The 26,040-nt window shown below is 53.2% G+C and carries 31 protein-coding genes; 6 read left to right on the top strand and 25 right to left on the bottom strand.

The genetic code is table 11. From position 1 onward, the window contains the following. Positions 1-435: 435 nt before the first annotated feature. The 9 genes from JET16_RS21330 to JET16_RS21290 all read right to left on the bottom strand — a co-directional run bounded on the left by JET16_RS21330 (position 436) and on the right by JET16_RS21290 (position 6,536). Positions 436-1,254, bottom strand: coding sequence for a SpoIIIAH-like family protein (locus JET16_RS21330; protein ID WP_199620171.1), 819 nt, complete (start codon positions 1,252-1,254; stop codon positions 436-438). A gap of 78 nt (positions 1,255-1,332) precedes the next feature. Continuing rightward, positions 1,333-1,959, bottom strand: coding sequence for a stage III sporulation protein AG (spoIIIAG, locus tag JET16_RS21325; protein ID WP_233532007.1), 627 nt, complete (start codon positions 1,957-1,959; stop codon positions 1,333-1,335). Positions 1,960-1,980: 21 nt separating this feature from the next. Continuing rightward, entirely contained in the window at positions 1,981-2,754 is a 774-nt protein-coding gene (gene spoIIIAF, locus JET16_RS21320) for a stage III sporulation protein AF (protein ID WP_199620170.1), read from the bottom strand. A gap of 54 nt (positions 2,755-2,808) precedes the next feature. Then, positions 2,809-4,041 (bottom strand): stage III sporulation protein AE, encoded by a 1,233-nt coding sequence (gene spoIIIAE / locus JET16_RS21315; protein ID WP_199620169.1) that lies wholly within the window; start codon positions 4,039-4,041, stop codon positions 2,809-2,811. A gap of 46 nt (positions 4,042-4,087) precedes the next feature. Then, positions 4,088-4,480: a stage III sporulation protein AD gene (spoIIIAD, locus tag JET16_RS21310; RefSeq protein ID WP_199620168.1), complete on the bottom strand. Its 393-nt coding sequence runs from the start codon at positions 4,478-4,480 to the stop codon at positions 4,088-4,090. An 11-nt stretch (positions 4,481-4,491) separates the two neighbouring features. Further along, a complete protein-coding gene (gene spoIIIAC / locus JET16_RS21305; RefSeq protein WP_199620165.1) occupies positions 4,492-4,692 on the bottom strand; it encodes a stage III sporulation protein AC in 201 nt (66 codons plus the stop codon). A 16-nt stretch (positions 4,693-4,708) separates the two neighbouring features. Then, on the bottom strand, positions 4,709-5,230 hold the full coding sequence (gene spoIIIAB, locus JET16_RS21300; RefSeq protein WP_199620163.1) for a stage III sporulation protein SpoIIIAB: 522 nt from the start codon (positions 5,228-5,230) through the stop codon (positions 4,709-4,711). Between the two features lie 6 nt (positions 5,231-5,236). Continuing rightward, a complete protein-coding gene (gene spoIIIAA / locus JET16_RS21295) occupies positions 5,237-6,199 on the bottom strand; it encodes a stage III sporulation protein AA (RefSeq protein WP_407673170.1) in 963 nt (320 codons plus the stop codon). Positions 6,200-6,269: 70 nt separating this feature from the next. After that, a complete protein-coding gene (locus JET16_RS21290) occupies positions 6,270-6,536 on the bottom strand; it encodes a YqhV family protein (protein ID WP_233532005.1) in 267 nt (88 codons plus the stop codon). Between the two features lie 170 nt (positions 6,537-6,706). Between JET16_RS21290 and comA the strand changes: the two genes are divergently transcribed. The 3 genes from comA (at position 6,707) to JET16_RS21275 (ending at position 8,818) form a co-directional block, all read left to right on the top strand. Next, positions 6,707-7,522, top strand: a complete 816-nt coding sequence (comA, locus tag JET16_RS21285; protein WP_199620161.1) for a phosphosulfolactate synthase — start codon at positions 6,707-6,709, stop codon at positions 7,520-7,522. Between the two features lie 36 nt (positions 7,523-7,558). Beyond that, complete coding sequence (locus tag JET16_RS21280) at positions 7,559-8,275, top strand: 2-phosphosulfolactate phosphatase (RefSeq protein WP_199620159.1); 717 nt, start codon at positions 7,559-7,561, stop codon at positions 8,273-8,275. A 78-nt stretch (positions 8,276-8,353) separates the two neighbouring features. Next, positions 8,354-8,818, top strand: coding sequence for a DUF441 domain-containing protein (locus tag JET16_RS21275; RefSeq protein ID WP_199620157.1), 465 nt, complete (start codon positions 8,354-8,356; stop codon positions 8,816-8,818). An 11-nt stretch (positions 8,819-8,829) separates the two neighbouring features. Here JET16_RS21275 and JET16_RS21270 read toward each other — a convergent pair whose 3' ends face one another. The 6 genes from JET16_RS21270 to JET16_RS21245 form a co-directional block, all read right to left on the bottom strand. Then, positions 8,830-8,988 carry a hypothetical protein gene (locus JET16_RS21270; protein ID WP_199620155.1) on the bottom strand — a complete coding sequence of 53 codons (159 nt, stop codon included), beginning with the start codon at positions 8,986-8,988 and terminating at the stop codon, positions 8,830-8,832. A 381-nt stretch (positions 8,989-9,369) separates the two neighbouring features. Continuing rightward, positions 9,370-10,623 (bottom strand): aspartate kinase, encoded by a 1,254-nt coding sequence (locus JET16_RS21265; RefSeq protein ID WP_199620153.1) that lies wholly within the window; start codon positions 10,621-10,623, stop codon positions 9,370-9,372. A gap of 642 nt (positions 10,624-11,265) precedes the next feature. Beyond that, on the bottom strand, positions 11,266-11,823 hold the full coding sequence (gene efp, locus JET16_RS21260) for an elongation factor P (protein ID WP_199620151.1): 558 nt from the start codon (positions 11,821-11,823) through the stop codon (positions 11,266-11,268). A 54-nt stretch (positions 11,824-11,877) separates the two neighbouring features. Beyond that, positions 11,878-12,957 (bottom strand): M24 family metallopeptidase, encoded by a 1,080-nt coding sequence (locus tag JET16_RS21255; RefSeq protein WP_199620149.1) that lies wholly within the window; start codon positions 12,955-12,957, stop codon positions 11,878-11,880. A gap of 8 nt (positions 12,958-12,965) precedes the next feature. Further along, complete coding sequence (gene aroQ, locus JET16_RS21250) at positions 12,966-13,451, bottom strand: type II 3-dehydroquinate dehydratase (RefSeq protein WP_325176752.1); 486 nt, start codon at positions 13,449-13,451, stop codon at positions 12,966-12,968. A gap of 128 nt (positions 13,452-13,579) precedes the next feature. Then, a complete protein-coding gene (locus JET16_RS21245) occupies positions 13,580-14,101 on the bottom strand; it encodes a YqhR family membrane protein (RefSeq protein WP_233532004.1) in 522 nt (173 codons plus the stop codon). Positions 14,102-14,266: 165 nt separating this feature from the next. Between JET16_RS21245 and JET16_RS21240 the strand changes: the two genes are divergently transcribed. Both JET16_RS21240 and JET16_RS21235 read left to right on the top strand, forming a co-directional pair. Then, on the top strand, positions 14,267-15,247 hold the full coding sequence (locus JET16_RS21240) for a DUF1385 domain-containing protein (RefSeq protein ID WP_407673169.1): 981 nt from the start codon (positions 14,267-14,269) through the stop codon (positions 15,245-15,247). 7 nt (positions 15,248-15,254) lie between these two features. After that, positions 15,255-15,557 carry a hypothetical protein gene (locus JET16_RS21235; protein ID WP_199620145.1) on the top strand — a complete coding sequence of 101 codons (303 nt, stop codon included), beginning with the start codon at positions 15,255-15,257 and terminating at the stop codon, positions 15,555-15,557. A 45-nt stretch (positions 15,558-15,602) separates the two neighbouring features. On the opposite strand, the gene JET16_RS21230 is transcribed toward JET16_RS21235, so the two are convergent. Both JET16_RS21230 and mntR read right to left on the bottom strand, forming a co-directional pair. Further along, a complete protein-coding gene (locus tag JET16_RS21230; RefSeq protein ID WP_199620143.1) occupies positions 15,603-16,655 on the bottom strand; it encodes a patatin-like phospholipase family protein in 1,053 nt (350 codons plus the stop codon). A 98-nt stretch (positions 16,656-16,753) separates the two neighbouring features. Continuing rightward, complete coding sequence (mntR, locus tag JET16_RS21225) at positions 16,754-17,176, bottom strand: transcriptional regulator MntR (protein ID WP_199620140.1); 423 nt, start codon at positions 17,174-17,176, stop codon at positions 16,754-16,756. A gap of 167 nt (positions 17,177-17,343) precedes the next feature. Between mntR and splB the strand changes: the two genes are divergently transcribed. After that, complete coding sequence (gene splB / locus JET16_RS21220; protein WP_407673168.1) at positions 17,344-18,405, top strand: spore photoproduct lyase; 1,062 nt, start codon at positions 17,344-17,346, stop codon at positions 18,403-18,405. On the opposite strand, the gene JET16_RS21215 is transcribed toward splB, so the two are convergent. The 8 genes from JET16_RS21215 to JET16_RS21180 all read right to left on the bottom strand — a co-directional run bounded on the left by JET16_RS21215 (position 18,402) and on the right by JET16_RS21180 (position 26,017). Next, complete coding sequence (locus tag JET16_RS21215) at positions 18,402-19,112, bottom strand: cytochrome c biogenesis CcdA family protein (RefSeq protein ID WP_199620139.1); 711 nt, start codon at positions 19,110-19,112, stop codon at positions 18,402-18,404. The genes splB and JET16_RS21215 overlap by 4 nt on opposite strands. Before the next feature lie 27 nt (positions 19,113-19,139). Then, the gene (locus tag JET16_RS21210; protein WP_199620136.1) at positions 19,140-19,946 is read right to left on the bottom strand and encodes a metal ABC transporter permease; all 807 of its coding nucleotides are present in this window, start codon (positions 19,944-19,946) and stop codon (positions 19,140-19,142) included. Between the two features lie 17 nt (positions 19,947-19,963). Continuing rightward, entirely contained in the window at positions 19,964-20,764 is an 801-nt protein-coding gene (locus tag JET16_RS21205) for a metal ABC transporter ATP-binding protein (RefSeq protein ID WP_199620133.1), read from the bottom strand. Between the two features lie 29 nt (positions 20,765-20,793). Continuing rightward, positions 20,794-21,819: a metal ABC transporter substrate-binding protein gene (locus tag JET16_RS21200; RefSeq protein WP_199620131.1), complete on the bottom strand. Its 1,026-nt coding sequence runs from the start codon at positions 21,817-21,819 to the stop codon at positions 20,794-20,796. 414 nt (positions 21,820-22,233) lie between these two features. Continuing rightward, positions 22,234-22,896 carry an urease accessory protein UreH gene (locus tag JET16_RS21195; protein ID WP_199620130.1) on the bottom strand — a complete coding sequence of 221 codons (663 nt, stop codon included), beginning with the start codon at positions 22,894-22,896 and terminating at the stop codon, positions 22,234-22,236. 114 nt (positions 22,897-23,010) lie between these two features. Next, positions 23,011-24,999 (bottom strand): methionine--tRNA ligase, encoded by a 1,989-nt coding sequence (metG, locus tag JET16_RS21190; RefSeq protein WP_199620128.1) that lies wholly within the window; start codon positions 24,997-24,999, stop codon positions 23,011-23,013. Positions 25,000-25,307: 308 nt separating this feature from the next. Beyond that, a complete protein-coding gene (yidD, locus tag JET16_RS21185) occupies positions 25,308-25,598 on the bottom strand; it encodes a membrane protein insertion efficiency factor YidD (RefSeq protein WP_199620125.1) in 291 nt (96 codons plus the stop codon). Then, positions 25,595-26,017 (bottom strand): Fur family transcriptional regulator, encoded by a 423-nt coding sequence (locus tag JET16_RS21180; RefSeq protein WP_325176751.1) that lies wholly within the window; start codon positions 26,015-26,017, stop codon positions 25,595-25,597. The genes yidD and JET16_RS21180 overlap by 4 nt, the downstream gene beginning before the upstream one ends. Positions 26,018-26,040 lie beyond the last annotated feature (23 nt).

The following is a 26,040-nucleotide window of genomic DNA, read 5'->3' as shown; positions in this document are numbered from 1 at the left end:
AGCAATTCACTATAACACTCCAAAATTAAGGGGCCGGACCGCAATGTGTCGTCTAAACAACTGTTTATAAACAGTGTATTGCCATAATAGAGCCCGATCGTCGGAATTCGTTACAATTATGGCAATCCGACAACCATTTGCATACAACCTATCTCCATAAAAGTTATCCAACTGCTGCGCGACTCCTTCGACGTATCACCCTTTGCGATACTTCCCCTGGCAATAGATGTGAGGATGTGTCCACATTAATAGACAGTCTCTTTTTTGAAGTTATTTGTGCGATTTCAGACCGGTGGCACTGAATAATTTCAAAATTCGGCAACTCGTACTTCCCTCAGACATATACGAAACAGGGGTCTTTGCTCATCAGAGTTATATGGAAACAGAAGGAGCCCGGCTCACCGGACTCCTTCTTCTTTCCAGCCGTGCGGCAGCTTAGCGGAACAGCTTCACGCTGATCTGGTTCACGGAAATTTTGAGATCTTCGATGGCCATCTTGATGATCGTCACCGCTTCGCTCTTCTGGAGTGCGGGAGCGTGAACATTGACGGTGTAATGATCTTTCTGCTCGTCGTATGTGACGACAACATTTTTGAAATTGCTGCTGATCAGCTTCTCTTCGAACGCTACCAGCTTCGCGTCCAGCTCAAGCAATTGTTCTTGGCGGTTCGATGCTTCCGCAACCTCTTCATTGGAGGACTTTCCGTTAGCTATCTTGGCTGTCAGCTGCTCGAATTGTTGGGTAAACTGCTCCTGACGCTGCATCTGCATCGCGGCGATCGCTTCTTCGCCGCTCGGCTCAGAGGCCAAATCTTTGAGAACTTCTTCATCGGTCAAACCATCTTCCTTGCCGGCGGATTTACTCGCTTCAGTTTCCGTCGTTCCCGCAGTTTCCTTCGTTCCAGCAGTTCCCTTCGTTTCCTCGGTTCCTGCCGTTTCCTCGGTTCCTGCCGTTTCCCCGGTTCCTGCCGTTTCCTCCGATTCGCCGCCTTTCGCCGGTTGCTCGGTCGTGCCTGCCGTCTCTCCGGTTTCCGTGGCGCCTTCCAGCACATCCTCGGAAACCGGTTCCCCTCCATCTAACGCATCGGCTGCGGCCGGGTCCGCCAGCTGCGTGCCTTCCACTTGTATTTCGTTGAGAGCAAGATCTTCCGTCGATGTTTGTTCCACCTCATCGGTAAACAAATAGTAGGCGGAAAGCACTACCATCAAGCCCAGCATCGACACCAACCATACCGTCTGTCTTTTCGTGTTCATTCGCGTTTCCTCCTTAATTTCCGGAATAAAAAATGTTATGTTAACGCCCATATTGCGAGCGTTGAAAACGAAACCGCGCTATCTCTTGCTAGGCACAATAGAAATCTTGTGGGCGGGGACATCCAGACCTTTCGAAACCGCTTCTTGGATCAGCTTCTTTACCGTCAAATTTTCGGCACCCTCCGCGACGACGACGACACCGCGAACTTTCGGGCGGATCGTCTTACCGACCATGGGGGAGTCGCCCGACATAATGGCTTCTCCGCTCCTGGACCTTGAGGTAACCTCCCGTTTCGCGCCGTGTTGATCGATTTCATGGGTCGTCTGCTGCGAATCGGTGTAATCGCGCTCCACCACGATTTCCTCTGTCGAATCGATCGTAATGAACACGTCAACTTGGCCCACGCCGACGATTTTCGCCAATATTTCCTTCATTTCATTCTCGTAGCTTGCTTCGTAATCTGCGAATGGACTTTGCCGCCCGCCTCCCGCATTGAATACAGGCTCATCCGGCGCCGCCGCGTTCCCCGCTTCCGCCGCTTCGTTCAACGGGCCCGCATCCTTCACCGTCATGAACGAATTCAGCAGCATGAAAATAACGCCGGCACAAGCCGCAATCAACAACCACCTGAAAGTGTTCATACGATTCGGACCGCCAGGCCCTCCCCCAAACTTCTCCTCCAGAAGACTCCACCACTTCGCCAATGCGCATCACCCCCTTCACCGTCATTCGCGCGACCCGTCTCCCGGATTCTGCAGTACAACCCGTATGCGCCGCTTATCGACATTCCACTGTTCGGAAAGGTCCTCTGTAATTTCCCGGCGTATACCTTCCGCTTGTTTTGAGCGCGTTCCTTCGGCCACGAAAGCGGGAACGCTGTTATCCGGCTTGGGCTTCACTTCAATACGGATATCCACCGGTTGTACCGGTTCCACGGGCTTTATCCCACGCTCGCCGCTCTCTTCGCTTGCCGTGCCGTCCGCCGGCTCGAGCCGGGAACCGATCACCACGTTAAGCTGCCGGACGACCGGGTACCGGTCTTTGTCAAGAGTAAGCTCCGCATCCGCTGAAACGACTGCCACGCCATGCTGCGATTCGATTTGCTCCTTCACCATCGATTCCATCTTCATCTCGAGCAGTCGAAGGGATTGTTCGTCTCGCTTCGCACCGATCGCCTGGCCTTCGGACAACACCTCGGAAAGGGCAGGCAGGGAGTTCGTTCGCGGATACTGCGCGTCTCCCGCCCCGTTCCCACCCGGCGCCATGTACTGCGCAGTTCCGCTGAGACTCCATCCTTCCACCGCCGCGGCCAACATCCGCATATTCGCGTTCGAACCGAGCAAGTTCATAACGGGCGAAAGGATCGTCATCAAGATGAACAGCGAGACGACGAGCTTGACGTACCTCTGCAAGCTTCGGTTCGGCAGCAGCAAATCTATGAATGTGGCGATAAGGACGACGAGAATGATCTGTTTGAGCCAAGCCGCCAGCGCGTCCACGGTACCCCCTCCTTTGCTCGTACTGTGCACCAATCCGCGGCAACCAGCGGTTGCCTATCGAATCATCACGCTGACATTGCCCGCGGCGATGATGATCGTGATCGCGAGAAAGAACATGAGTCCGACGGTAGCGAGAGCCGCGAAAACATAGATCATGCTTTTCCCGATCGTCTGCAGGCATTCGATGATCGGGCTGTCTCCCAGAGGCTGCAGCAGAGCCGCCCCGACGTTGAAGATGAACGCAAGCACGATGATTTTGAGCGCAGGGAACGCGCAAAGCATAACGATAATGACGACTCCGACGATGCCGACGGCATTTTTCAGCAGCAACGAGGCGCTTAGCACCGTGTCGGTCGCATCGGAAAACATGCGTCCGACGACGGGAACGAAGTTTCCCGTCACGTATTTCGCCGTCTTTAACGTTACGCCGTCCGCGACCCCTCCCGTCGCCCCTTGCACCGAAATGACGCCTAGAAACACGGTAAGCGCAACGGTCAGCGTGCCGAGAGCGACGGTCCGCAGCAGCTGGGCAAGCTGCGTCACTTTATATTTGTCCGTCAACGTCGAGACGATATGTAAAACGGCGGAGAAAAACAAAAGCGGGAAAACGAAAAAATAAATGAGATTCCCCACCGTGTGTATCATAAACACGATCAGCGGATGCAGTATGGAGACGGTGGCCACATTGCCGAGCGATGCCAGCATCGTAAGCACGACGGGTATGACGGCCATCATGAAGTGAATCATCCCGGATATCGCGTCCTTCGCATAGCCGATGGCGACGTTGAAGGAGTTGATGGCCAGCACCGCAAGCACCATATATGTGATCGCGAAGGCGATCTTGCTGACGGTCGTTTTCTCGAACGCGCTTTGCAGCGTCTCCAACACGATGCTGAATACGGTCAAAATAACGATAAGCGCCAACAGTTTGCCGTTGACAACCAACTCATGAAGCGCGAACGAGAACAATCCTTGACCGATTTCCGATAGAGAGAAACCTTTGCCTCCCGGCATGATCGCCTCTTGGAACGACGGATTTCCATCCGGGAACCATCCGCCGTACTTGCGCATCAATGTGTCCCAGTACTTCTCCACTTCATCCGTCGGAACGAGATCTGCCTGGCTTCGGACCCATTCATCCACGGCTTCCGAAGGATCCTCCGTTGCGCCGTCAGGCGACTGTTCCGTCATCGCGTTCGCAGGAAGCGAAATCGTGAACGAAACGGCGAAAACCGCCAGAAACAAGAAGATGAAGACCGCCAGGCCTTTATTCGCTGCCTTCCTCACGGCTTTCCCTCCTTCTTTTCCCGCCCGCCGCTTCTTATGCGATCGTTTATGAAGCGGGTACCAGCTTCATGACCGTTTCCACAATTACCGTAATGATCGGGATGGCAAGCACCATGATGAGCACCTTCCCCGCCAGCTCGATCTTTGAGGCGATCGCTTCCTGACCCGCGTCCCGCACCACTTGCGCTCCGAACTCCACGATATAGGCGATGCCGATAATTTTCAGAATCGTTTGCAAAAACACCATGTTGACGTTCGACTGAGCGGCGAGCCGCTCCAGAACCGCGATAACTTCCGATATTTTGCCGATGAGAAACAAAAAGATGACGATACCCGTAAACACGGCGATGAAAAAACCTGCGGCCGCTTTTTGTTCCTTCACGATCAGAATAAGCACCGTGGCGATCAAACCGAGACCGACGACCTGAATGATATCCATTCCGCACCGCCTTATCTGAACAAGAAAACTCTCTGAATTTCTTGAAACAAGGTTTCCAGTTTTTGTATCACCATAAAGAGCACGACGACGAAACCGATTAATGTCGCCCAGTGCGCCATATCCTCTTTGCCCATTTGTTTCAAAACCGTATGGATCATTGCGATGAGGATTCCTACTCCGGCAATTTGGAACACGGCGGTGATTTCACCCATCTCTGCTCCAACCCCTTCAGTACATTAAAATGACCACCAACGCCGCCCCAAGCGCTCCCAAGCTCCTCCACATCTTCTCGTATCTCGCCTGCTCGTCCCTTGCCGATATTTCTTCGGCTTGCAATTGAACGATGCACAGCCGGATATGCTTCGCCTGGTCTTCGCGGTCCGTTACCCCCAGACTCGCTCCAAGCGAAAGCATCGTCTCCCGCTCCGCGTCGCGAAGCGCGGTATACGGCCACGCTTCCGTGACGGCGGCTTTCCAGCATTCGTCCGCCGTCCTTTCTCCGACGCCCTCCCTCAGCTTGCCCGAAGCGGACAAGAACAGCTCGGAGAGGGGGGCGGGCACCGCGGATGCCACGCGCTTCAGCGCTGCTGGGAGCGGCGTCACGCCGAAGACGATTTCCGACTCCAACGTCGTCAGAGCATGCGCAAGATGGCGCAGCTCCCTGGGTCTGCGCGCGTACCGGGAAGCTCTAAAGAAGCCGTACGCGGTACCGGCAAACATGATGAGAACAGCGCCGAACAGCTTTAACATAACCGGTCACCTCCTGCTTCCGATTGACGCGGCCGGAATCGGTTCGATCAATGCGCCGTCGCCGTTCGTCACCGATCCGACCGAACCGGGAGGTCCGGAAGCGCGGAGCGTAACAATGCGGCCGAAGGCGCCTGAGCGAAACAGCGAAGCCAGCGTAGGACGGCGGCGCACGTCATCCAGATCGAGCCCGTGAGCGGTAGCGACGACGGCGATGCCGGCATGAAGCGCCTCAATCACCGCTGCGGTGTCTTCCTCGCGCCCGATTTCATCGACGAAGATCACCTCCGGCGACATGGCGCGAATCATCATCATAATGCCCTCCGCCTTCGGGCAAGCGTCCAGCACGTCGGTGCGGGGACCGACGTCGAAGCTCGGGCGGCCGTCCACACAGGCAGCTATTTCAGAACGCTCGTCGACGATGCCGACCTTGCGGGTCTGCGCGACAGTGCGCGCCAAGTCGCGAAGGATCGTCGTCTTCCCCCGCTGCGGGGGAGAAACGATGAGCGTGGAGGCCAGCATGTTCCGCCTGCCGTCCCACAAGCAAGGCAGAAGCCTCTCCGCGCATCCTCTTGCCTCCCTGGCGATGCGGATGTTGAATCCGCCGATTTCCTTCAAGCCGCGCACCGCGCCGCGTTCCAATACAGCCCGTCCGGCGAGCCCGATTCTGTGTCCTCCCGCCACGGTAATGTATCCTCGCTTCAGCTGCTCTTCCATCGTATAAAGCGAATGGTTTGTTGCCATGTCAAGGAGCTTCAAGCAGTCGTCGCGGGTCGGGTGCAGTCCGAGCCTAGGGTCGTCCGTAATTCGGCCGGAGCCTTCCACGAATGCAAACCCTCCGGAGAATCCGACTTCGAGCGGACGGCCTTCGCGAACGCGAATTTCTTCCGCCTTTGCCGCAATGTGAGAAGGAACGGCGGCGAGCGCCGTCCGAAGCGTCATAGGCATCCATGTCAGCACGGAGTTCCACACGGCGTACAGCCCCCAAGTTTGTCTAACTTACAACATGTCTATGCTTGGCCCAAGCGATTATGCATACGCCTCATTTTTTCAAAATCCCGAAAAATAAACACGCCAGACCGAGCCCGATCCAAAGTAGGCGGCTCCACGACACTTTATCCGCGATTCCAATCAACCCTAGAGTTGTTATGGTTATAAATATGATCGGCCCGACCAGCGCAAGCGACGAATTCACCAAGAGAGCCTTCTCCACGTTGTTGAACCGAAACATGAGGAACGCCGCCAGCAGCTCGATTGAGCCTGACAGCACACGCAGCGCCGCCATACTCAATACGATTTTATCGATCAAAATCCCACCTCCTCCCGTATGTCCCGACTGCGCAGTATGGTTTGTACGGTTCGTTTTTCATCTATATGCGGGCCCGTCTCAATTTATCATCTGGGCACACCCAACCGGGCGAATGCATATATTGCTCTGGAGAAAAACACAACCACATTACTTCGATGGGAGTTAGTCGAATGGAACAGACCTCAAAGACGGAATGGCATCCGACACTCGCCGATCCGACCGGCCAGCGTGAATCGAAACCGCGGAACAGAGGCAAGACGATGGTCATTGACAAAGGCTTGGGTCTTCATGCATTTGAAGATATGATCCGGATGGCGGGACAGCATATCGACATGATCAAGCTTGGATTCGGTACGGCTGTTTTATATCCGCGGGACATATTGGCCAAGAAGATTCAGCTTGCCAGAGAGTTCGGAATTGTCATTATGCCTGGCGGAACGTTCTTGGAAGTGGCGATTGCTAAAGAAAAGGTCGATTCATTCTTTTCCTCCGTTGAAAGTCTCGGATTTACGGCGATGGAAGTGTCGGACGGCACGATCGACATCCCGCGCCATATCCGCAGCTCGCTCATCGTTCGCGGAATCGAGGCCGGCTTGCATGTTGTGACGGAATACGGTAAAAAGGTATGGGGATCCGCTTTGCACATCGATGAATTGGTGCAAACGGTTGAGATCGATACGGGGCTTGGCGCACTGTTCGTGACGATTGAAGGCCGGGAGTCCGGCAAAGGCGTAGGCATCTTCGACGATAACGGCGACTTCAAGGAAGGCGAGCTGACGCAGCTTGCGAAAGCCATCCCCGACATGAGCAAATTAATGTGGGAAGCGCCGTTAAAATCGCAGCAATCCCACCTGTTGGCGACGTTCGGTCCGGATTTGCACATCGGCAACGTCGCTCCCGAAGACGTCATGTCGTTGGAAGCGCTGCGCCGCGGGCTGCGGTCCGATACGTTCCATTTCGGTTTCCCGGCTCGCGTTTCGGGCTAGCGCCCGAATCAAAAAAGTTATTAGGAGGAAAAGGGTATGCGGATCGATTGCATTTCCAACATTAGCGAAACGCAAGCCCACGATTTGGCGGGAAAGACGGTGTTCGTCATCGACGTTCTCCGCGCCACTTCAACTATGGTAACGGCGTTGGTTCACGGCTCTTCTTGCATCGTGCCGGTGGAGACGGTCGTTCAAGCGAAACAAACGGCATCGGAAGGCGACTTGCTCGCGGGCGAGCGCCAATGCAAAAAAATTCCGGGCTTTCATTTCGGAAATTCTCCGCACGAATTTAGAACCGATGCCATTGCCGGGAAGCGGATCGTCATGACGACGACCAACGGAACGAGAGGCATCCAGAAAGCGGCCAGAGGCGCAACGGTGTTTGCGGGCTCGATGCTGAACGCTTCCGCATGCGCCAAGGCCGCATTGAGGCTAAGGCGCGATGTCGTGCTGCTCTGCGCAGGTACGCAGGACGTATTCGCGCTGGAAGACGGATTGTGCGCGGGCCTTATTACGAGGGAACTGATTCAAGCATCCGGCCGGGAGCTCGAAATGAACGATTTCGCCGCAGCGATGGCCGCCGCTTACGCACATATCGAGCATAGGCTGGAAGAAGCGCTTCTGTCGTGCGATGGCGGCGTTCGTCTGTCGCAACTTGGCTTTGCCGACGACGTGCTGTACTGTTCGCGAGTCAACTGTTTCGATATTGTGCCTGTACTGGGTGACGGCGCGTTGCGCGCGTTCGACAGGTAAGCGCTCGGGGTACAGGCCGTTCTAAAACGAAAAACCGTTCATAGACTTTAGAGAATCCATGCGGACAGGAGTCTCCCTATGAACGGTGAATTGTTATTGGTGTTGCTCATCATCATCGGCATGCTCGGACGGTCCCACATTATAACGACCGCTGCCTGCATATTGCTGATCGTGAAACTCGTGTCGTTGGAACGATATCTGCCCACGATCGAACGGCGCGGTCTCGAATTCGGTTTGTTGTTTTTGACGATGGGCGTGCTCGTCCCATTCGCCAGCGAGAAGATCACGCATAGAGACATTCTCTCCGTGTTCACCAGCGTTCCGGGCATCCTGGCGCTGGCGGGAGGCGCGGTTGCTACCTATATGAACGGCAAAGGGCTTGACTTGTTGAAAGTGGATCCCCAATTGATCGTAGGACTTGTGATCGGATCGATTTTCGGCATCCTGTTTTTGAGAGGCATTCCGGTCGGACCGCTCATGGCGGCGGGAATCACCGCATTCTTCCTCAAGCTCGCCTATTTCATGTATGACAAGCTGAAGTGAGGAGCGTTGGATTACCTTACCGATTCGGCAATCGATATAATGTCCTTTTCTTCAATACTTGGATCATAAGCGTATATGTACCGGTACGGCTCGCTGTCGGCCGGTTTTTTCCATTTGAGCGCAAGCGTTCCGTCGGTCCCTGCATATAAATCTCCTTCGTTTGTTCCCACTGACACAGACTTCAGTATGTTATAGTCGGCCATTTGAAAATTGCCGCCGATGACGACTCCATATACTTAGTTCCGGAACGCTCGTAATACACGGTTACGAACGGTGTGCCGTAAGGTCAATTTTTGACCCTATGCGGGTTCATAGGGTCAAAAATTGAACCTATTCGCCAATCAAACGTTCATTTTTAGTCGATTTCCGGCGGATAAGCGTCCTTTTTTCCGTTATCCTGCCCGACCGCCGACACCGACAGTCGAATAGGATCAAAAAATGACCCTATTTACTCGAATAGGGTCATTTTTTGGGATAAATAGTTGTATTTTCGAAAGTTTGCCCGCTGTACCATACATAACTTCAAAGAATGAAACTAATCCGTCGTCCGACTATCTTCGCTCCTGCGGTCCTCCGACGAACGCTTGCTCCGCAGTGTCAAGGTTGTAACCGGTATGAAGCGCCCGCACGATGTCTTGGAACTTCTCCGCGTCAACGACGCAAGACACTTTGATGTCGGACGTGCTTACCATCTTGATGCTGACGCCTTGCTCGGAGATGATTTCGAACATTCTTGCCGCGACGCCGGGGTTGCTCACCATGCCCGCGCCGACAATCGAAATTTTCACCAAATTCGTTTCGCTCGTAATATCGTCGAACCCGACGTCGGATTGAATTTTTCTCAGCACCGCAACGGAAGCTTCGGCATCGTCCACACCGACGGAGAACGAGAAGTCCGCTTTTCCGTTCAGCACACCGCTCTGCACGATGATATCGACGTTAATGCCTGCCGACGCCAGCGCCGTGAATACCTTCGCCAACTGCCCCGGTACGTCTCTCACGCCTAAAATGCTGATTCTCGCCACATTTTTATCATAAGCAATCCCGCTGACGACTACTCCCTGTTCCATGGTTGCTTCCTCCTTCACGATCGTGCCTTCGTTATGATTGAAACTGGACCGCACCACGAGCGGCACATTGTAATGCTTCGCATACTCCACTGCTCGCGGATGCAAGACGGCTGCGCCGAGGTTGGCCAGCTCCAGCATCTCGTCGTATGAAATATCCTTCAGCTTGCGGGCTACCTTCACAATGCGCGGATCCGTCGAGTAGATACCGTCAACGTCCGTATAAATTTCGCACAGATCCGCCTTCAACGCCGCAGCGAGCGCCACCGCCGTCGTGTCGGAGCCGCCGCGCCCGAGCGTAGTGATTTCGCCGTCTTCGGTCATCCCTTGGAAACCGGCGACGACGACAATGTTGTCCTCGCCAAGCGCTTTATGGATTCTGTCCGGTTTAATATCGGTAATCCGCGCGCGGCCGTGCGCCTTCTCCGTCAACATGCCGACTTGCCAACCGGTATAAGACACCGCGTTGTGGCCCAATCCTTGAATCGTCATCGACAACAAAGCTACGGATACCTGCTCGCCGGTCGTCAGCAGCATGTCCATCTCGCGGGCGGAAGGTTTGTCGTTCAATTGTTTGGATAAATCGATTAAATCGTCCGTCGTGTCCCCCATCGCGGACACAACGACAACGACGCGGTTTCCTTCTGCTTTCTTCTCGACAACGCGTCTCGCCACGCGCTTCATTCGTTCCGCGTCGCCGACGGAGCTTCCCCCGAATTTCATGACCACAATTGCCAAAAATACCACTCCCTTGATTTCCAGGCGAGAAACCAGCAAATTTTTTTGCACTATTATAACACAGGATGCTCTCGTTAGGTTGAATGATTTATACAAAAAGGTTAATGTTCGCGCCAACAGAGTTGATTTCCGACGGATCCGCCAAAGATAGTCGCCGGCGATCGCCGCTATTATTGCAAGAGGATCTGCAGGCCGCATGCTCCAGAGGATCGATACTCATGCTCATGCGGCAAAGGCTTGAGAAACTTCTGATTTCCGTACGTACACTCTCCCTTTGATTCAGATCGTCTGATCGCGCCATTTTCTGAACGAAAAGTCCCTTTGCCATTTTACTGAATAAAAGGTATAGTGCACGCAAGAGTGTTAGTATTGGGATAGAGCCTGGCCAAAATGCTTTATTGGGAAAATGAGGACGAACCTGCAAAGGACGAGTCGAAATAGAGGTAAAGCCCAAGTCGCCCAATCGGTTTATCTGAACCATGGGTATAATGCTCATAAAGGAGTTCGAAACGGATGTCAAGGCGGGATCGACCAAGCGAACCTCCAGGATCGTGCCAAGAAGGGAACAGTTGCCTTAAAACTTATACTTTCTAAACACAAAAATCCCGGCCGCTCTCCGGCCGGGACCTGGTCAAATCCGAACTATGCTCTGGAAATATACTTGCCTTCGCGCGTATCGATCAACAGCACGTCGCCTTCGTTGATAAAGAGCGGGACCTGCACCTTCAAGCCGGTTTCCATCGTCGCGTTCTTCGTTGCGCCCGTCGCCGTGTTGCCCTTGATTCCCGGCTCCGTTTCCGCCACCTTTAACTCGACGCTGTTCGGCAAATTGATGCCGATAATCTCTCCTTGGTAAGAAACGATATTAATAGTCATGTTCTCCATCAAGAAGTTCTTTTCCCACTCCAGCTGCTTTTCGGTAAGGGAAAATTGATCGTACGTCTCGGTGTCCATGAACGTATACTCCGATCCGGAGTTATATAAATATTGCACCGGACGGTTGTCCACGATCGCGCGGGATACGTTCTCGCCTGCGCGAAACGTCTTCTCGACGACATTTCCGTTGCGGAGGCCTTTGAGCTTGGAGCGGACGAACGCCGCGCCTTTACCCGGTTTTACGTGTTGAAAATCGATTACTGTGTAGATATCGTTATCTACTTCAATAGTCAAACCCGTCTTAAAATCGTTTACTGAAATCACGCCAAAATCCTCCTAGAAATGTTGGTTGAACGAATACACATTGCGTGTATCGGTTTACAGCGCAATAAATTGCTTGGAAGCCTTCGTGAGAATATCGCAACCGGATTCCGTTATGACGACCATGTCCTCGATGCGCACGCCGCCGAATCCCGGCAAATAAATTCCCGGTTCGACCGTGACCACCATTCCCGGCTCGAGAACGGTTTCCTCCGTCTTGCTCAATCGAGGGCTTTCATGGATCTCCATACCTACTGCATGTCCCGTCCCGTGCCCAAACTTATCTGCGTATCCGTATTTTGCGATGACGTCGCGAGCCAGCGAGTCCGCTTCGCGCCCGGTCATTCCCGGTCGAATGCCTGAAAGCGCCGAAAGCTGCGCTTCAAGCACGATATCCCAAATTTCCCGATGCTTTGCGGAAGGAGTGCCGATCACGACCGTACGGGTCAAATCGGAACAGTAGCTTTTGTAAAGTGCGCCGAAGTCCAACTTTAGAAATTCGTCCGACCCGATGACGCGGTCGCTTGCCACGCCGTGCGGCAGCGCGGATCGCTCACCCGAAGCGACGATAATATCGAACGAGCTGGACGATGCCCCTTGGCGGCGCATGAACATCTCCAATTCCAAAGCCGCTTCCCGTTCTTTAATCCCAGGTTTGACAACCGTCAAAATATGCGAGAAAGCCGTGTCCGCAACCGCAACCGCTTCTCTGATCAAGCGAAGCTCGTCCGCGTCTTTAATCCGGCGCAGCCGCTCTAGCAGCCCTTCGGTCGGCACCAGCGATATGTCGTTTCCCAGATCGGAAGCGTAAGTCAAGTACGCACCGTATGAAACGTGATTCTGTTCAAATCCGAGCTTCCGGACTCCGACGGAACGCAGCGTTTCCCCGACGGTCTTCATCGGGTTCGTATCGTGTTCCACAATTTCAAAGCCGGCTGCCTGTTCCTTCGCCTGAGTAACATAGCGAAAGTCGGTAAACAGAAACGCGCGGTCCGCCGTCACTACGACATAACCGGCCGTGCCGGAAAAGCCGGTCACATACTTGCGGTTCACGGGATGCGTTATAAGCAACGCTTCGGCTTCCGTCGAAGCGAGCGCCTGCCGCAACTTGCTTACACGTTGTTGTATCGCGGACATTCGTGCGTTCACCCTTTATCCCCAATGTGTGCTGCCATGGCACGCAACGCCAATTCGTATCCGTGTGCCCCTAATCCGGTAATGACGCCGATCGACACCGGAGCCGTTACCGACACTTGGCGGAACGGCTCGCGCTTGTACACATTCGACAGATGCACTTCGATCGCCGGTAAATTAACCGCGGCTAAGGCGTCCCGAATCGCATAGCTGTAGTGAGTAAACGCGGCCGGATTAATGATGATGCCGGCGGCGGTTTCGCGGGCGGCATGAATCTCCTCAACGAGCGCGCCTTCGTAATTCGATTGGAAAAACCGAATCCCGAGCCCGAGCTCGTCCGCCAACTTGCGGACGTTCGCTTCGATCTCTTCCAGCGTCACCGTACCGTATACATCCTTCTCGCGCCAACCGAGCGTATTTAAGTTCGGACCGTTCAATACCAGGATCGTTTTTACCAAGGGCACCACCTCTCCCGCTTTGGCGCCGTCAACATTCACGAGCATCCTTCTCGAGCACCAAATGCCATTTTACCATAGTTTTCCCCGGTTTGAGAAGCACTCCCAGACAACCTGCGGTTGCCTCGTTGTGCGAGACGCCTCCCTCTACACGGACAACCTTCGGTTGCCTAGTGCAACCGCATCGTACCCTCTCCTTTATCCCGCTCCCGCTCATCCGTAAATTCAAACGCCACCGAATACCCGATGAATACTCCCCATAGCGCAAATAGAGAACCTTCCGTGAAAAGCGTGTTCCAGCTTATTACGCCTATCGGTTCAGCCATTTCGTACCAAGGCCCGACCAGCAATATCCAAAACACAAACCAAATAAGTCCGTACGCGACACCGTACCACGGACCTTTCAGCCAATGAAACAAAAACGTATAGATAAGGGATGCGATGATCGAAAAGACGGTCCAAAACACCCATCCGACCATCCATCCGCCGACTCCCGCTAAAAAATTGTGCAAGAAAAACGGTTCCGCCAAAAATCCCGGCAATACTTCGGTAAATCGCAAGAAATAAAACAAAATGCGAACCGCTCCCCAAATCACCCCAGCAAAAAAACCGAGATATAATGCAAACGGCAGCTTTCTTGTATGCTCGACCGTCGTATGTCCGGCTTCCACCATATCGGCGCTTTTGCCCATAACATATCGTCTCCTCCGTTGCCATAATCAACCCTATTATGCGCAAAAAAGAATCGCGGTAACCGAAGCGTTCCCACATTCATCCGGCCGTTTCCGGTGGCAATTGAAGCGGGAATCGGCTACAATGAAAGCAAACAGCAAGATGTGTTGGAGAGGTGACGACTCGTGTCGCAACAAAATACAATGGCAATATACGGGGGACAAGCGGTGATTGAAGGCGTAATGTTCGCCGGACGCAACGTCAATGTAACCGCCGTGCGCAAGAAAGACCGTTCGATCGAATATTTCGAGACGCCGAAGAAATCGGTCCCTTGGGTGGCGTCGCTTAAGAAGATACCTTTCCTGCGGGGACTTGTCGGCTTGGTCGAAGCAAGCGCCAAAGGGTCTCAGCACCTCAATTTCTCCGCCGAAGCCTACGCTTCGGAAGAATCGGAAGGAGAGCGTGCGGAAGCTCCCGAGCCGCAGCGCAAATCGCTCGGCGAGAATGTGACGATGATATTGGGCGTCGCCGTGGTAGGCGTTCTGTCGTTCGTTTTCGGAAAGCTTGTCTTCACTCTCGTGCCGGCCGCGCTGGAAGAAATGCTCTTCGGCACCGTATTCGACAATATCTTTTTGCACAACTTGATAGAAGGTGTAATCAAATTAGCGCTCTTGGTCGCATATATATTACTGATCTCGCAAACACCGCTAATTAAGCGGTTGTTCCAGTACCACGGGGCGGAGCACAAAGTTATAAGCGCGTATGAAGCAGGCGATCCCCTTACCGTGGAACACGTTCAGAAATACAACACGCTTCATTACCGATGCGGCAGCAGCTTTATCGTATTGACCGTTCTTATCGGGATTTTCTTATATTCCTTGCCGTTTTTCGAATGGGACTCGATATGGGAGCGATTAGGCATCCGGATATTGCTTCTTCCTTTCGTGATCGGTTTATCGTATGAATTCCTGCGTTTCACAAATAGCGTTCGCGATGTTCCGCTGCTTCGCTATTTGGGATATCCCGGACTATGGCTGCAGAAGTTAACGACGAAAGAGCCTACCGACGATCAGGTGGAAGTGGCGATCGCCTCCTTCCAACGGATGCTCGAGGCGGACCGTCGAAACAGCATATCTATGGAACAAAATCGGACGGTGGGAGCGTGATGCCAAGATGAGACGCTATGGAGGCCGTAACGTCGCAACTTACGTCATCATTGCGTTAATGGTCGTCGGCTTGTTGTCCAGCATCGCTAGAAACGCATCCCAATGGATCATACCTGTCGTCATTTTCGGACTTGTCTTCTTGTTGTACCGGTTTCCGCCCTCGACATGGCGTTATCTCGCGGGGCGGTACCGCATAAACGGATTATTCGGATCGTCTTCCCAAGCTAACGGAAGAAAATCGAAACGCGCCAAATTCAGAGTCATTCGCGGCAACAAACAGGACGACGACGAAACTCCGAAATATCATTGAACAGCGCAACAAAACCGGCGTGCCTTATCGGGCCGCCGGTTTTTCTCATTCCGCTTTCGGCAGCGGGGGCTCGTGAGTTTTCATTTCTTCGCGTACAGTATAACCTTTGCCTCCTTTGCCCGTCACCGCCGCTTTCGGATTGATCGTATGAATCCATTTGTCCATTTCCAAAGAATAGCCCGAGTATGTCCATCTATCAAAAAATTCGCCGCCGGCCCTTACGCCCGAGTCGAATAGTTCCATCATCTGCTCGTGCGTAATTGAAAATTCCGTCGTATGCACCATGTGGGACGGAATTTTGACCGTACGAAACCGGTTGTGCTTTTCGATATACCGTTCGTCGTGAGCGCCCATCATGGTCGAGAACAAGGCATTGAACATCGACACCGGGCCATTGATCGGGTACGGTTGATCCGGCTTCTTGCCTACCAGCTGAAACCCGAGCGTCGGCACTTTCGGCGGAATCTCATTCAATTCTTTGTCGAAAATCCAAAGCGGGTAGTTGCTCAAGATACCTCCGTCCACTATATAATACGACTCCTTCTCAATTCCTCTGCCTCGTTCCTTCGGATTGCGATGCTTCAATATTACCGGATCGAAGAAATAAGGCAAAGCGGCGCTCATCCGGACCGCCCTCGCCACGGGAAAATCGGAAGGGTCTCTTCCGTAATTAGAAATATCCTCAGGCAGTACCAACATTTTCCCTTGTGAAATGTCGGAAGCGACGACCCTAAGCTTATTCGCTTCAAGGTCTCCGAAGGTGCGGATTCCCCTCGCCTTCAAATGTTCGCTCACCCATTCCTCCAACGGGTCCCCGGAGTACAAACCTTTCTTTACAAACAACCGAACCACTTGGCCGAAACCGTTCAAGTAATGGAACCAGTCTTTACTTATGAATCGCCGGAAATTCGTATTGAGTATAATATTCTTCATTTCATCAGCCGAATAACCCGCCGCCAAAAAAGCCGCGACAACGGCCCCTACCGACGTTCCCGCCACCTGGTGAAACGTAATGCCGCGCCTTTCCGCCGCATAAATCCCTCCGACGAGGCCGATCCCCTTGACCCCCCCGCCCTGGAACACCGCATTTACACGCATCGTCCGTCCCTCCCCTTGCGATAAATGTATGCCGGTGCCACAAGTCCATATGAGAAAAACACAAAAAAACGCCCGCACGCAAGGCAGACGCATTCAAGTCAATCCATATCCAATTCTTCGCGAATTTTCCTCAGCTCGGCAAGCCGGTTGCCGTCCCTGCGGAAGTACTCGACTAATGTTTCAATGCAAGTGATCGAATCCCAGCTCAGATGATGCTCGATTCCTTCCACATCTTTATAAATGTTCTCTTCCTGTACTCCGATCGCCGTTAAAAACTCTTCCAGCAAGCGGTGCCGGTCGACGAGACGTTTTCCCATCTTCTTGCCTTTGGCCGTCAATATCAGCCCGCGGTATTTCTCGTAAACCAAATAATTATCTTTATCCAATTTCTGGATCATCTTCGTAACCGATGACGGATGAACTTCCAATCCTTCGGCGATGTCGGCTACCCGGGCATACCCCTTCTCGTCGATCAAGCGGTATATTCGCTCCAAATAATCCTCCATGCTGGGTGTTGCCAAACCGGGGTTCCCCTCTCGTTACCGTTTCATAATCGTTACTTGAATACTATACCTTTAGCGTATGGACAAAGCAAGCCCGCTTGACTTCATTTTCCTCGTTTGACGGCGATTTCGCAAACAAATTCTAACGTTGAGGACATCTTTATGCAATGAAAGGGGGCAAGCGAATGGCAATGGAAACGCCGGTGCGGGCAGGCGCGAAGTTAAAAGTATTTATTCCGGAGCTCGTTTATTTTGAACCGGATTCCTTGGAATACCCTATGGGTGCCAGGATTTATAAATGGGCTCAGGAAAACGATTTGCCGATACGTATGACGACGTCACATAACCGGATCACCGATTTGCCCGGTGAGACCGATCTAGAGAAATACAAAATCGCAAAAAGAACGCTCGTTGTCGGAGTGCGCAAGACTCTCGAATTCGACACGTCCAAACCGTCTGCGGAGTACGCGATCCCGGTTGCTACCGGCTGCATGGCGCATTGCCATTATTGCTATTTGCAGACGACATTGGGCGCCAAACCGTATGTACGGGTGTATGTAAACATCGACGATATTACGAACCGGGCGTTGAAATACATTGAGGAAAGGAAACCGGAAATCACCCGCTTTGAAGCGGCTTGCACGTCGGATCCCGTCGGGCTGGAGCACATCACCGGCTCCCTCTCGCATCTCATCGAGTTCATGGGAAAGCAGGAATACGGCCGGCTTCGGTTCGTAACCAAATTCAATAACGTTGAACCGCTGCTTGCCCTTGAGCATAACAAGAGGACTCGCATTCGCTTCAGCGTAAATGCGGACTATGTCATCCGAAATTTCGAGCCGGCAACCTCAAGCTTCACGGAGCGCATTGAAGCTGCGGGCAAAGTGGCGAGGGCCGGCTATCCTCTCGGTTTCATTATCGCGCCGATCATTTGGCATGAAGGTTGGGAAGAAGGGTATGCGGAGCTGATCCGAAGCTTGAAACGGGAAGTTCCGCCGGAAGCCGAGACGGAATTGACATTCGAGCTCATACAACACCGGTTTACGAAGACGGCGAAACGAGTCATTCAGGCGCGTTATCCGAAGACAAAGCTGGAAATGGACGAAGTGAAGCGGAAATATAAGTGGGGCCGTTGGGGCCAAGGGAAATATGTGTATCCGGATGAACAAGCGAACGCCCTTCGGGAGTTTCTTACGGAACAAATCTTTGCAAACTTCCCGAAGGCGAGCATCGATTATTTTACTTAAAACCTAAGCCAGTCCGGAGTGATCGAGTTAAACCATACGGTGATTCGCAGCATCTGTCCCGTGTAAAGCAGTATGCCGAAGAGAATCAGGAACGCCCCGCCGGCTTTCATCAAGCGGTCGGAGTATTTCAAGATCCACCTTGTGGAACCGATAAAGAACGCCATGAGGAAAAAGGGAAGCGCGAATCCCAATGTATAAGCCGTAGTCAGTTGGAACCAAATGCCCGGTTCCGTTGTCGCGAGCGAGATAATGGCGGAAAAGATCGGCCCGATGCACGGCGACCAGCCTGCCGCAAACCCGATGCCGATCAGCAGAGAGCCGAGCAGCCCTGCCGGCTTTGCGTTGATCCTCAGCTTCATGTCACGCATCAGGAATTGCGGCTGGAATATTCCGAGCAGAAATAAGCCTACCAAGATGAGCAATATAGCGGACAGTTTCGCGATAAGGTCCTGATATTCCCGAAATATTTCGGCAATAAGTCCCGCGCCCGCCCCAAACGCGTAAAATACGATCGAGAACCCGATAATGAAGAAAAGAGTGTGGCTGAGCGTACGCAGCCGCACTTCTTTCGTTTGGTTCGTCTTTAATTGCGAGACGGAGACGCCGGTAATATACGACAAATAAGATGGATACAATGGCAAGCAGCACGGTGAAATAAACGAAGCGAGCCCCGCGGCAAAAGCGATCCAAACGGTGATTTCCGGCAATTTCTCTCTCCCCTTCGCGTCATCCGATCATAATTTGAAACCTTTCTTCAGCGCAATAAGCACGATAAGGATCATGATCAATAATAACACAACGGTTGCACCGGGCGCCAAATTGAGTTCACCTGCGCCTATGAGACCGGTCAAGACGGCGACTTCCGAGAAGACGATCGCCCATATGAGCGAATGGCGAAAGCTTCGGGCAATGAGCAGACTGCACGCGACTGGGATAGTCAGCAGCGCCGACACGAGCAGCGCGCCTAAAATTTTGATGGAAACGCTGATGACGAGCGCGGTCAATACCGTAAGCGTAATGTTCAGCGTTCGTACCGGAAGCCCGCTGACGCTGGCCGCATCTTCGTCGAACGTCAGCAGAAAGTATTCCTTCGAATGAAAAGCAATGACGCCTAGGACGACGATGGTCACCGCGAAAATCGTTACGAGATCGATCCAATCGAGCGTATAGATACTGCCGAAGAAGTAACTCGTAACATTGATGTTGAACCCTTGCCCCAAAGTAAACAGCATGGTGGCCAAAGCAACGCCGCCGGATAACAGAATGGCTATCGATAATTCGGCATACGTCCGGTACGTGCGGCGCAGCCGCTCGATGGCGATCGCGCCGAACAGCGCAAATATAAGCCCGACTCCGACCGGATACACATTGATCAAGAAGCCGAGCGCTACGCCTGCGATGGACACGTGAGCGATCGTATCGCCGATCATGGATAGCCTGCGAAGCACGAGGAACATGCCAAGGAGCGGCGCCATCCCTCCGATGAGAAGTCCTCCCACGAGAGCGCGCTGAAAGAAAGGAAAGGCGAAAATATCAAACATGGCCTCCCATGACCTCCTTATTGGAACGCGGGAACACGTTCGCCGGCTCCCGGCCAATCTTTCAACGCGTGAGTAAGGTCCGTCTCGGCGCACGATATGGCGTTGTCCATCGGTTTGACGTAAAACTTCAGTTTACCGTTCGTCATAACGGGCCGGTCGCCCAAGTACGATTTCATCATTTCGACATCGTGCGAAACCATGAGGAACGTGATGTCGTGATGGGCGTGCATATGACGAAGCATGGAGAAGAAGGCGCGCTGCGTCTCCGTATCAATGCCGACCGTCGGTTCGTCGAGAATAAGCAGTTCCGGATTTCCGACAAGCGCCCGCGCCAAGAAAGCGCGCTGCTGTTGTCCGCCGGACAGCTGTCCGATGCGCCGGTCTGCCAGATCGGCGATCTGCAAAGCATAAAGCGCGTCGTTGCAACGTTGATGGTCCGCCGCCGTTAGTCGGCGGTACAGCTTGTGCTTGCCGTACAAGCCGGAAAGCACAACCTCTCTGACCGTCGCCGGGAACAACGGGTTAAGCGCGGTTTTCTGCGGGACGTAACCGATTCGCCGCCACTCGTTGAATTCCGAGATTGGAGCGCCGAACAAGCGCAATTCGCCCGCCGTCGGCTTCAGCAAACCGACCATCATGCGAAGCAGCGTCGTCTTTCCCGCGCCGTTGGAGCCGATCAAGCCTACGAAATCGCGGCGGTGTATTTGGATATCGAGCCCGTCGATAACCGTCTTATCGTCGTAGGAAAACCGAAGATCCGATATTTCGATCACCGGCTGCCCCGTTCCGTTTCGCTCATTTATGTTGGCGGGGTTCATACTATCCCTCTTTGCTTAGAATTGGAGTATTACTTTAAGGCGGTCATCAGATTGGCGAGATTGTCTTCCATTAACGAAATATATGTTTCGCCCGCTTTCATTTGCTCCTCCGTTAATCCTTCCACCGGATTGAGCGGCAGCGTTTGGACGCCGAGATCGTTCGCGAGCGTCTTCGCCAATTCGTCCGACAACAACTCTTCCGTGAAAATATACCGCACTTCATGTTCCTTTACAAACTCGCTGATCTCTTTCAAATCTTGCGCCGTAGGCTCGGCTTCGTGAGCCAATCCCATGATCGGCAGCTGCGACAAACCGTAATCTCTCGCCAAGTAACCGAACGCTTGATGGGAGACGACGATCTCTTTCTTTGCCGCTCCGGAAAGCTGTTGTTTGAACTTGTCGTCCAGCGCCTTCAATTCCGCCGTCAACGCTTCGTAGTTTTTCTCGTAATCGGCGGTGTGCTCCGGATCGGCTTGAACTAGGCCGTTCTTAATATTTTCCGCCATCGCAAGCGCCGAACGAGGGCTCAACCACGTATGCGGATCGAATTGGCCGTGATCGTGCTCATCCTCGCCGCTTTCCTCCGCAGCATGCTCGTCTGCATGTGCTTCGCCCTCCTTCGCGTGCTCGTCTGCGTGCTCTTCGCCTTCTTCGGCGTGCTCTTCCGCGTGCTCTTCGCCTTCAGGAGATGCCGTCAACAGTTCGATACCATGGCTTGCTTCCACAACGACGAGGTTTCCTTTATCGATGCCGGCGAGCAGATCTTCCGTCCATCCTTCAAAGCCTGCGCCTTGATATATGAACATTTGCGCATTCGCCACATTCGTCATATCTTGGCTTTTCGGCGTCCAATCGTGCGGATCGACACCGGTCGGAATTATATTCACGACGTTAACATGCTCCCCGCCGATTTCCCGAGCGAAATCATATAGAGGGAAAAACGAAGTAATAACGTTTACTTTCCCTTCCTGCAGCACGTAGCCTTGGGAATTGCACCCAGCAGCGACAATCAGTGCGATAACCGTAATGAAAATAACAGAGACAATCTTTTTCATATTTCCTCCGATTTATTTTAAAGTTAATCGTAAAAATTACGATTTACATGAAGATTATACGTTTGTCTCTGAAAATATGTCAACCCAAATATTAATGTGTCAAGAAATAGCATTGCCCGCACGAGGCAGCAAAGACATTACTTCATCTCCGATTTATGCAGAGGCAAAGATTACCGTTGCGTGCCAGCTTTTTCGAAACGCCCTATTACAGAGGCAAAAATTACCGCTAAGTTGCCTCTTTGTACCCAAGTATAGTCTTACTTCCGGCTGTAGCGGCAAAAACTGCCGCTGCAGCAGCCAACGTACTAAACCGGCCGATTGCAGCGGCAATTATTGCCGCTGCACTTGAGCGGCCATAACCTAAAACGCCATCGGCGTCCTTCACTCAATCGTCTCCGTGCAGATGCGAGCTGCTTACTCCGGCGTCCACGTCGGGTGTTCGGTGAACAGACCGTTGCCGACTCCGAGCTCATACATAAGCAGCAGACCGAAGCCTATGCCGAATACGGATGTGGCCAAGCCCAATCCGCGATGAATGATGCCGTAGCTGCGGGAAAATATGTACGGTAAGCCGATGATCACCGTCGCTCCCATCATGCCGGCAACCGTGCCGAGTCCGAAAACAAGGAGATAAAGAATCGATACTCTCGTATCCGCAATTGTGTGCAGTACGAGAAGCGCCACGGCGGCCGAGCCGGCTGCGCCGTGTACAAGACCGACGATCAACGGTTTAAGAAACGTCTTCCGAGTAACCGGAGCTTCATTCTTCTTATGAGTGTGTCCCTTCCAAAAACTGCGTAAACTGACGATTCCCAAAATTGCAATCATCACGCCTACAGCAAATTCCATGGACAGACCGATGCGGGGAGCGATCTCCCATTCAAGGTAAATTATTAACGATCCGATCAGCGCAATGGTCACCGTATGCCCAAGTCCCCAAACGGCGCCGATCAACGCGGCGAAGATCAACTTCCGCTGTTGGCTGACGATGGTCGTTACCGCGACAACGTGATCCGCATCCATCGCGTGCCTAATTCCAAGCAGCAACCCAAACCAAAGCACGGATAATTCCAGCATTCGTCTCTCCCCGTCTCTATAAAAGATAAATGATTAAAAGCGCATGAGACCAGAACGGACTCGCGTAATGCGAGTATAAACATTCTGATCCCATGGCGGCAACCTTTTTTGCGTTTATTTTACCTTCGCTCCGTTCGGTATGTCTCCTTCAACCGTAGCGAGCGTGAGCAACTCTCCGGCGGATGCGGCCAAAATCATGCCCTGAGACAGTTCGCCGCGCAGCTTCACCGGCTTTAAGTTGGTCACGCATATCAATTTCTTGCCGATGAGCTGATCCGGTGTGTAATATTTAGCGATTCCGGAGACGACCTGACGGCGCTCGCCGCCCAGATCCAACTGGAGCTTCAAGAGCTTATCCGCTTTCGGCACCGGTTCGGCAGCCACTACTTGCGCCACGCGAAGCTCGACTTTCATAAAGTCGTCGATTCCGATTTCGGCCACGCCCTCGATTCGCGAACCGGCCGGTTCGGATTCGGCGGCAGCCGGCTTCCCTGCTGCTTGGACTTCTTTGCCGCCACCCATCGCCTGCACAATATACGCCACTTCCGCCTCCGCTTCCAGACGCGGGAACATCGGCTCCGCCTTCTGAACGCGCGTCCCCGCAGGAAGCTTGCCGAAATCGTACAAACTGGTCCATCCGGTCACCGATTCGTCGTTCATATCGAGGCCGAGCTGCGATTGAATGTGCCCCGGCGTAGAAATCAAGAACGGGCGCAGCAACACGGAAGCGATGCGCAAGCTCTCCGCAAGATGGTACATGACGGATCCAAGCTGTTCCCGCTTTCCTTCATCTTTCACCAGCATCCAAGGCTGCGTTTCATCAATATATTTGTTCGTACGAGAAATCAGCTGCCAGACGGCCGTTAGGGCGACGGAGAATTCCATGCCTTCCATCGCTTCTTCCACTTTCTTCACCGTTGTTTGCACCGTCTCCACCAAGGAAGCGTCGAACGGGGTGGCGTTCTCGATGCGCTCAGGAATGGAGCCCCTGAAATATTTGTCGATCATGACGACCGTGCGATTAAGCAGGTTGCCCAAATCGTTCGCCAAATCGTAATTGATCCGTTCCACAAACCCTTCGGGAGTGAACGTCCCGTCCGCGCCGAACGGCACCTCGCGAAGCAAATAATACCGCAGCGCATCAAGGCCGTACCGGTCGATCAGCGTTACCGGGTCGACGACGTTGCCTTTCGATTTCGACATCTTGCCGTCTTTCATAAGCAACCAACCGTGTGCAAACACCTTCTTCGGAAGGGGCAGTCCGAGCGCCATCAGCATGATCGGCCAATAAATGGTGTGGAACCGTACGATTTCCTTGCCGACGAGATGCACGTCCGCCGGCCAGTATCGCCGGTACAACGAATCATCCGCCGTCCCGTAGCCGAGTGCCGTAATATAATTCGACAGCGCGTCGATCCAGACGTACACGACATGCTTCGCGTTGCCGGGAACCTTCACCCCCCAATCGAATGTCGTGCGCGATACCGCCAAATCTTCGAGACCCGGCTTGATGAAGTTGTTGATCATCTCGTTCTTCCGGGACTCCGGTTGGATGAATTCCGGGTTTTCCTCGTAAAATTTCAACAACCGGTCCGCATATTTGCTCATCCGGAAGAAATAGCATTCTTCCTGTACGCGCTCCACCGGACGGCCGCAATCCGGACATTTGCCGTCGACGAGCTGACGCTCAAGAAAGAACGCCTCGTCCGGAGTGCAGTACCAGCCTTCGTACGTGCCTAAATAGATGTCGTCTTGGTCCACCAGCTGTTGAAAAATTTTTTCAACCACGCGCTTGTGGCGGTCTTCCGTCGTACGGATAAAGTCGTCGTGACTGATGTGCAGCTTGTCCCATAGCTCATGAATGCCCCCAACGATATCGTCGACATACTGCTGGGGGGTGACTCCCTTCTCTTTCGCCTTACGTTCGATTTTTTGCCCGTGTTCGTCCGTTCCCGTCAAATAGCGCACGTCATATCCGCGCAAACGCTTATAACGCGCCATTGCGTCTCCTGCGACGGTCGTATACGCATGCCCGATATGCAGTTTGTCGCTCGGATAATAGATCGGTGTAGTGATGTAAAATGTTTTCGCCGTTTCAGCCATCCGCACATTCCTCCAATCAAAAATAAAAAGCCCTCATCCCCTATGGGACGAGAGCTGTCGCTCACGCGGTACCACCCAAATTCCGTTCCATCATGCAATCGGAACGCTCAACGAGTCTCGCGGACTCTGCCGTTAACGCCGGCGCTGCGTGCCCGACTTATGCGGCGAAATCCCTGCCGCACTCGAAGGACAATCCTCCCGGACCATCTTCCACTTCGCGCTTATACCGGTTTTCAGCTGCCCCGGCTCTCTGCTATAACCGCTTCGGTGTACTTATCCGTTCACAGGATACCGTATTTCCCATTAGATTACCTATTTCCGCCGTCAAAGTCAAGACAGGAGGCGTCATCAGGCGGCCGATCCTCCCCCGTTGTCCGCGGCGGTACCGGATCGATCCCTCCGGGATGAAACGGATGGCATTTCGCGATACGTTTAGCGGCGAGAATAGATCCCTTAAGCGGACCGTGGACGTCGATCGCTTCCAGCGCGTACGCCGAACATGTCGGGTAGAAGCGGCATGTCGGCGGCTTCAACGGAGAAAGAACCGCTCGGTAAAACCGGATCGGAGCTTGCAGCGCCAACTTAGCCGCCGGCTTCAATGGCTGCGGCTCCTGCACTCGCGGCAAGTGCCGTAAATTTCGAATTTATGCTTGACGACGTCGAACCCATCGGGTAAATTCACCTGCACGTCCATCGGGCAGAACGGGACGGGATACGTCTTTTCGCATTGGAGGCAGATGGCATGATGATGATGACCGTGCTCCCTGCAGTGGGCACGGAATTTCACGCCGTCTTCAAAGACGAATTGCTCCAGCACATCCAGATCGTTCAACAGCCGCAAGTTGCGGTACACCGTATCGAAGCTTAGACCGCTATACGTTTTTCCCATCGATTCGTATACATCTTTCGCCGACAAGTAACCGGGAGCTTCGGCAAACAGCCTCGCAAGCGTCTTCCGCTGGTCGGTAATGCGCAGCCCTTGCTTTGACATAGCGTCAATGATCTCATGAGCTTTCACTTTCTTCTCTCCCCCGGATCAAT

The sequence above is a fragment of the Paenibacillus alkalitolerans genome (assembly GCF_016482785.1).
GTDB classification, from domain to species: domain Bacteria; phylum Bacillota; class Bacilli; order Paenibacillales; family YIM-B00363; genus Paenibacillus_AE; species Paenibacillus_AE alkalitolerans.
Note: the sequence above shows the minus strand (reverse complement) of the source record. Positions and strands in the feature narration are given on the sequence as shown.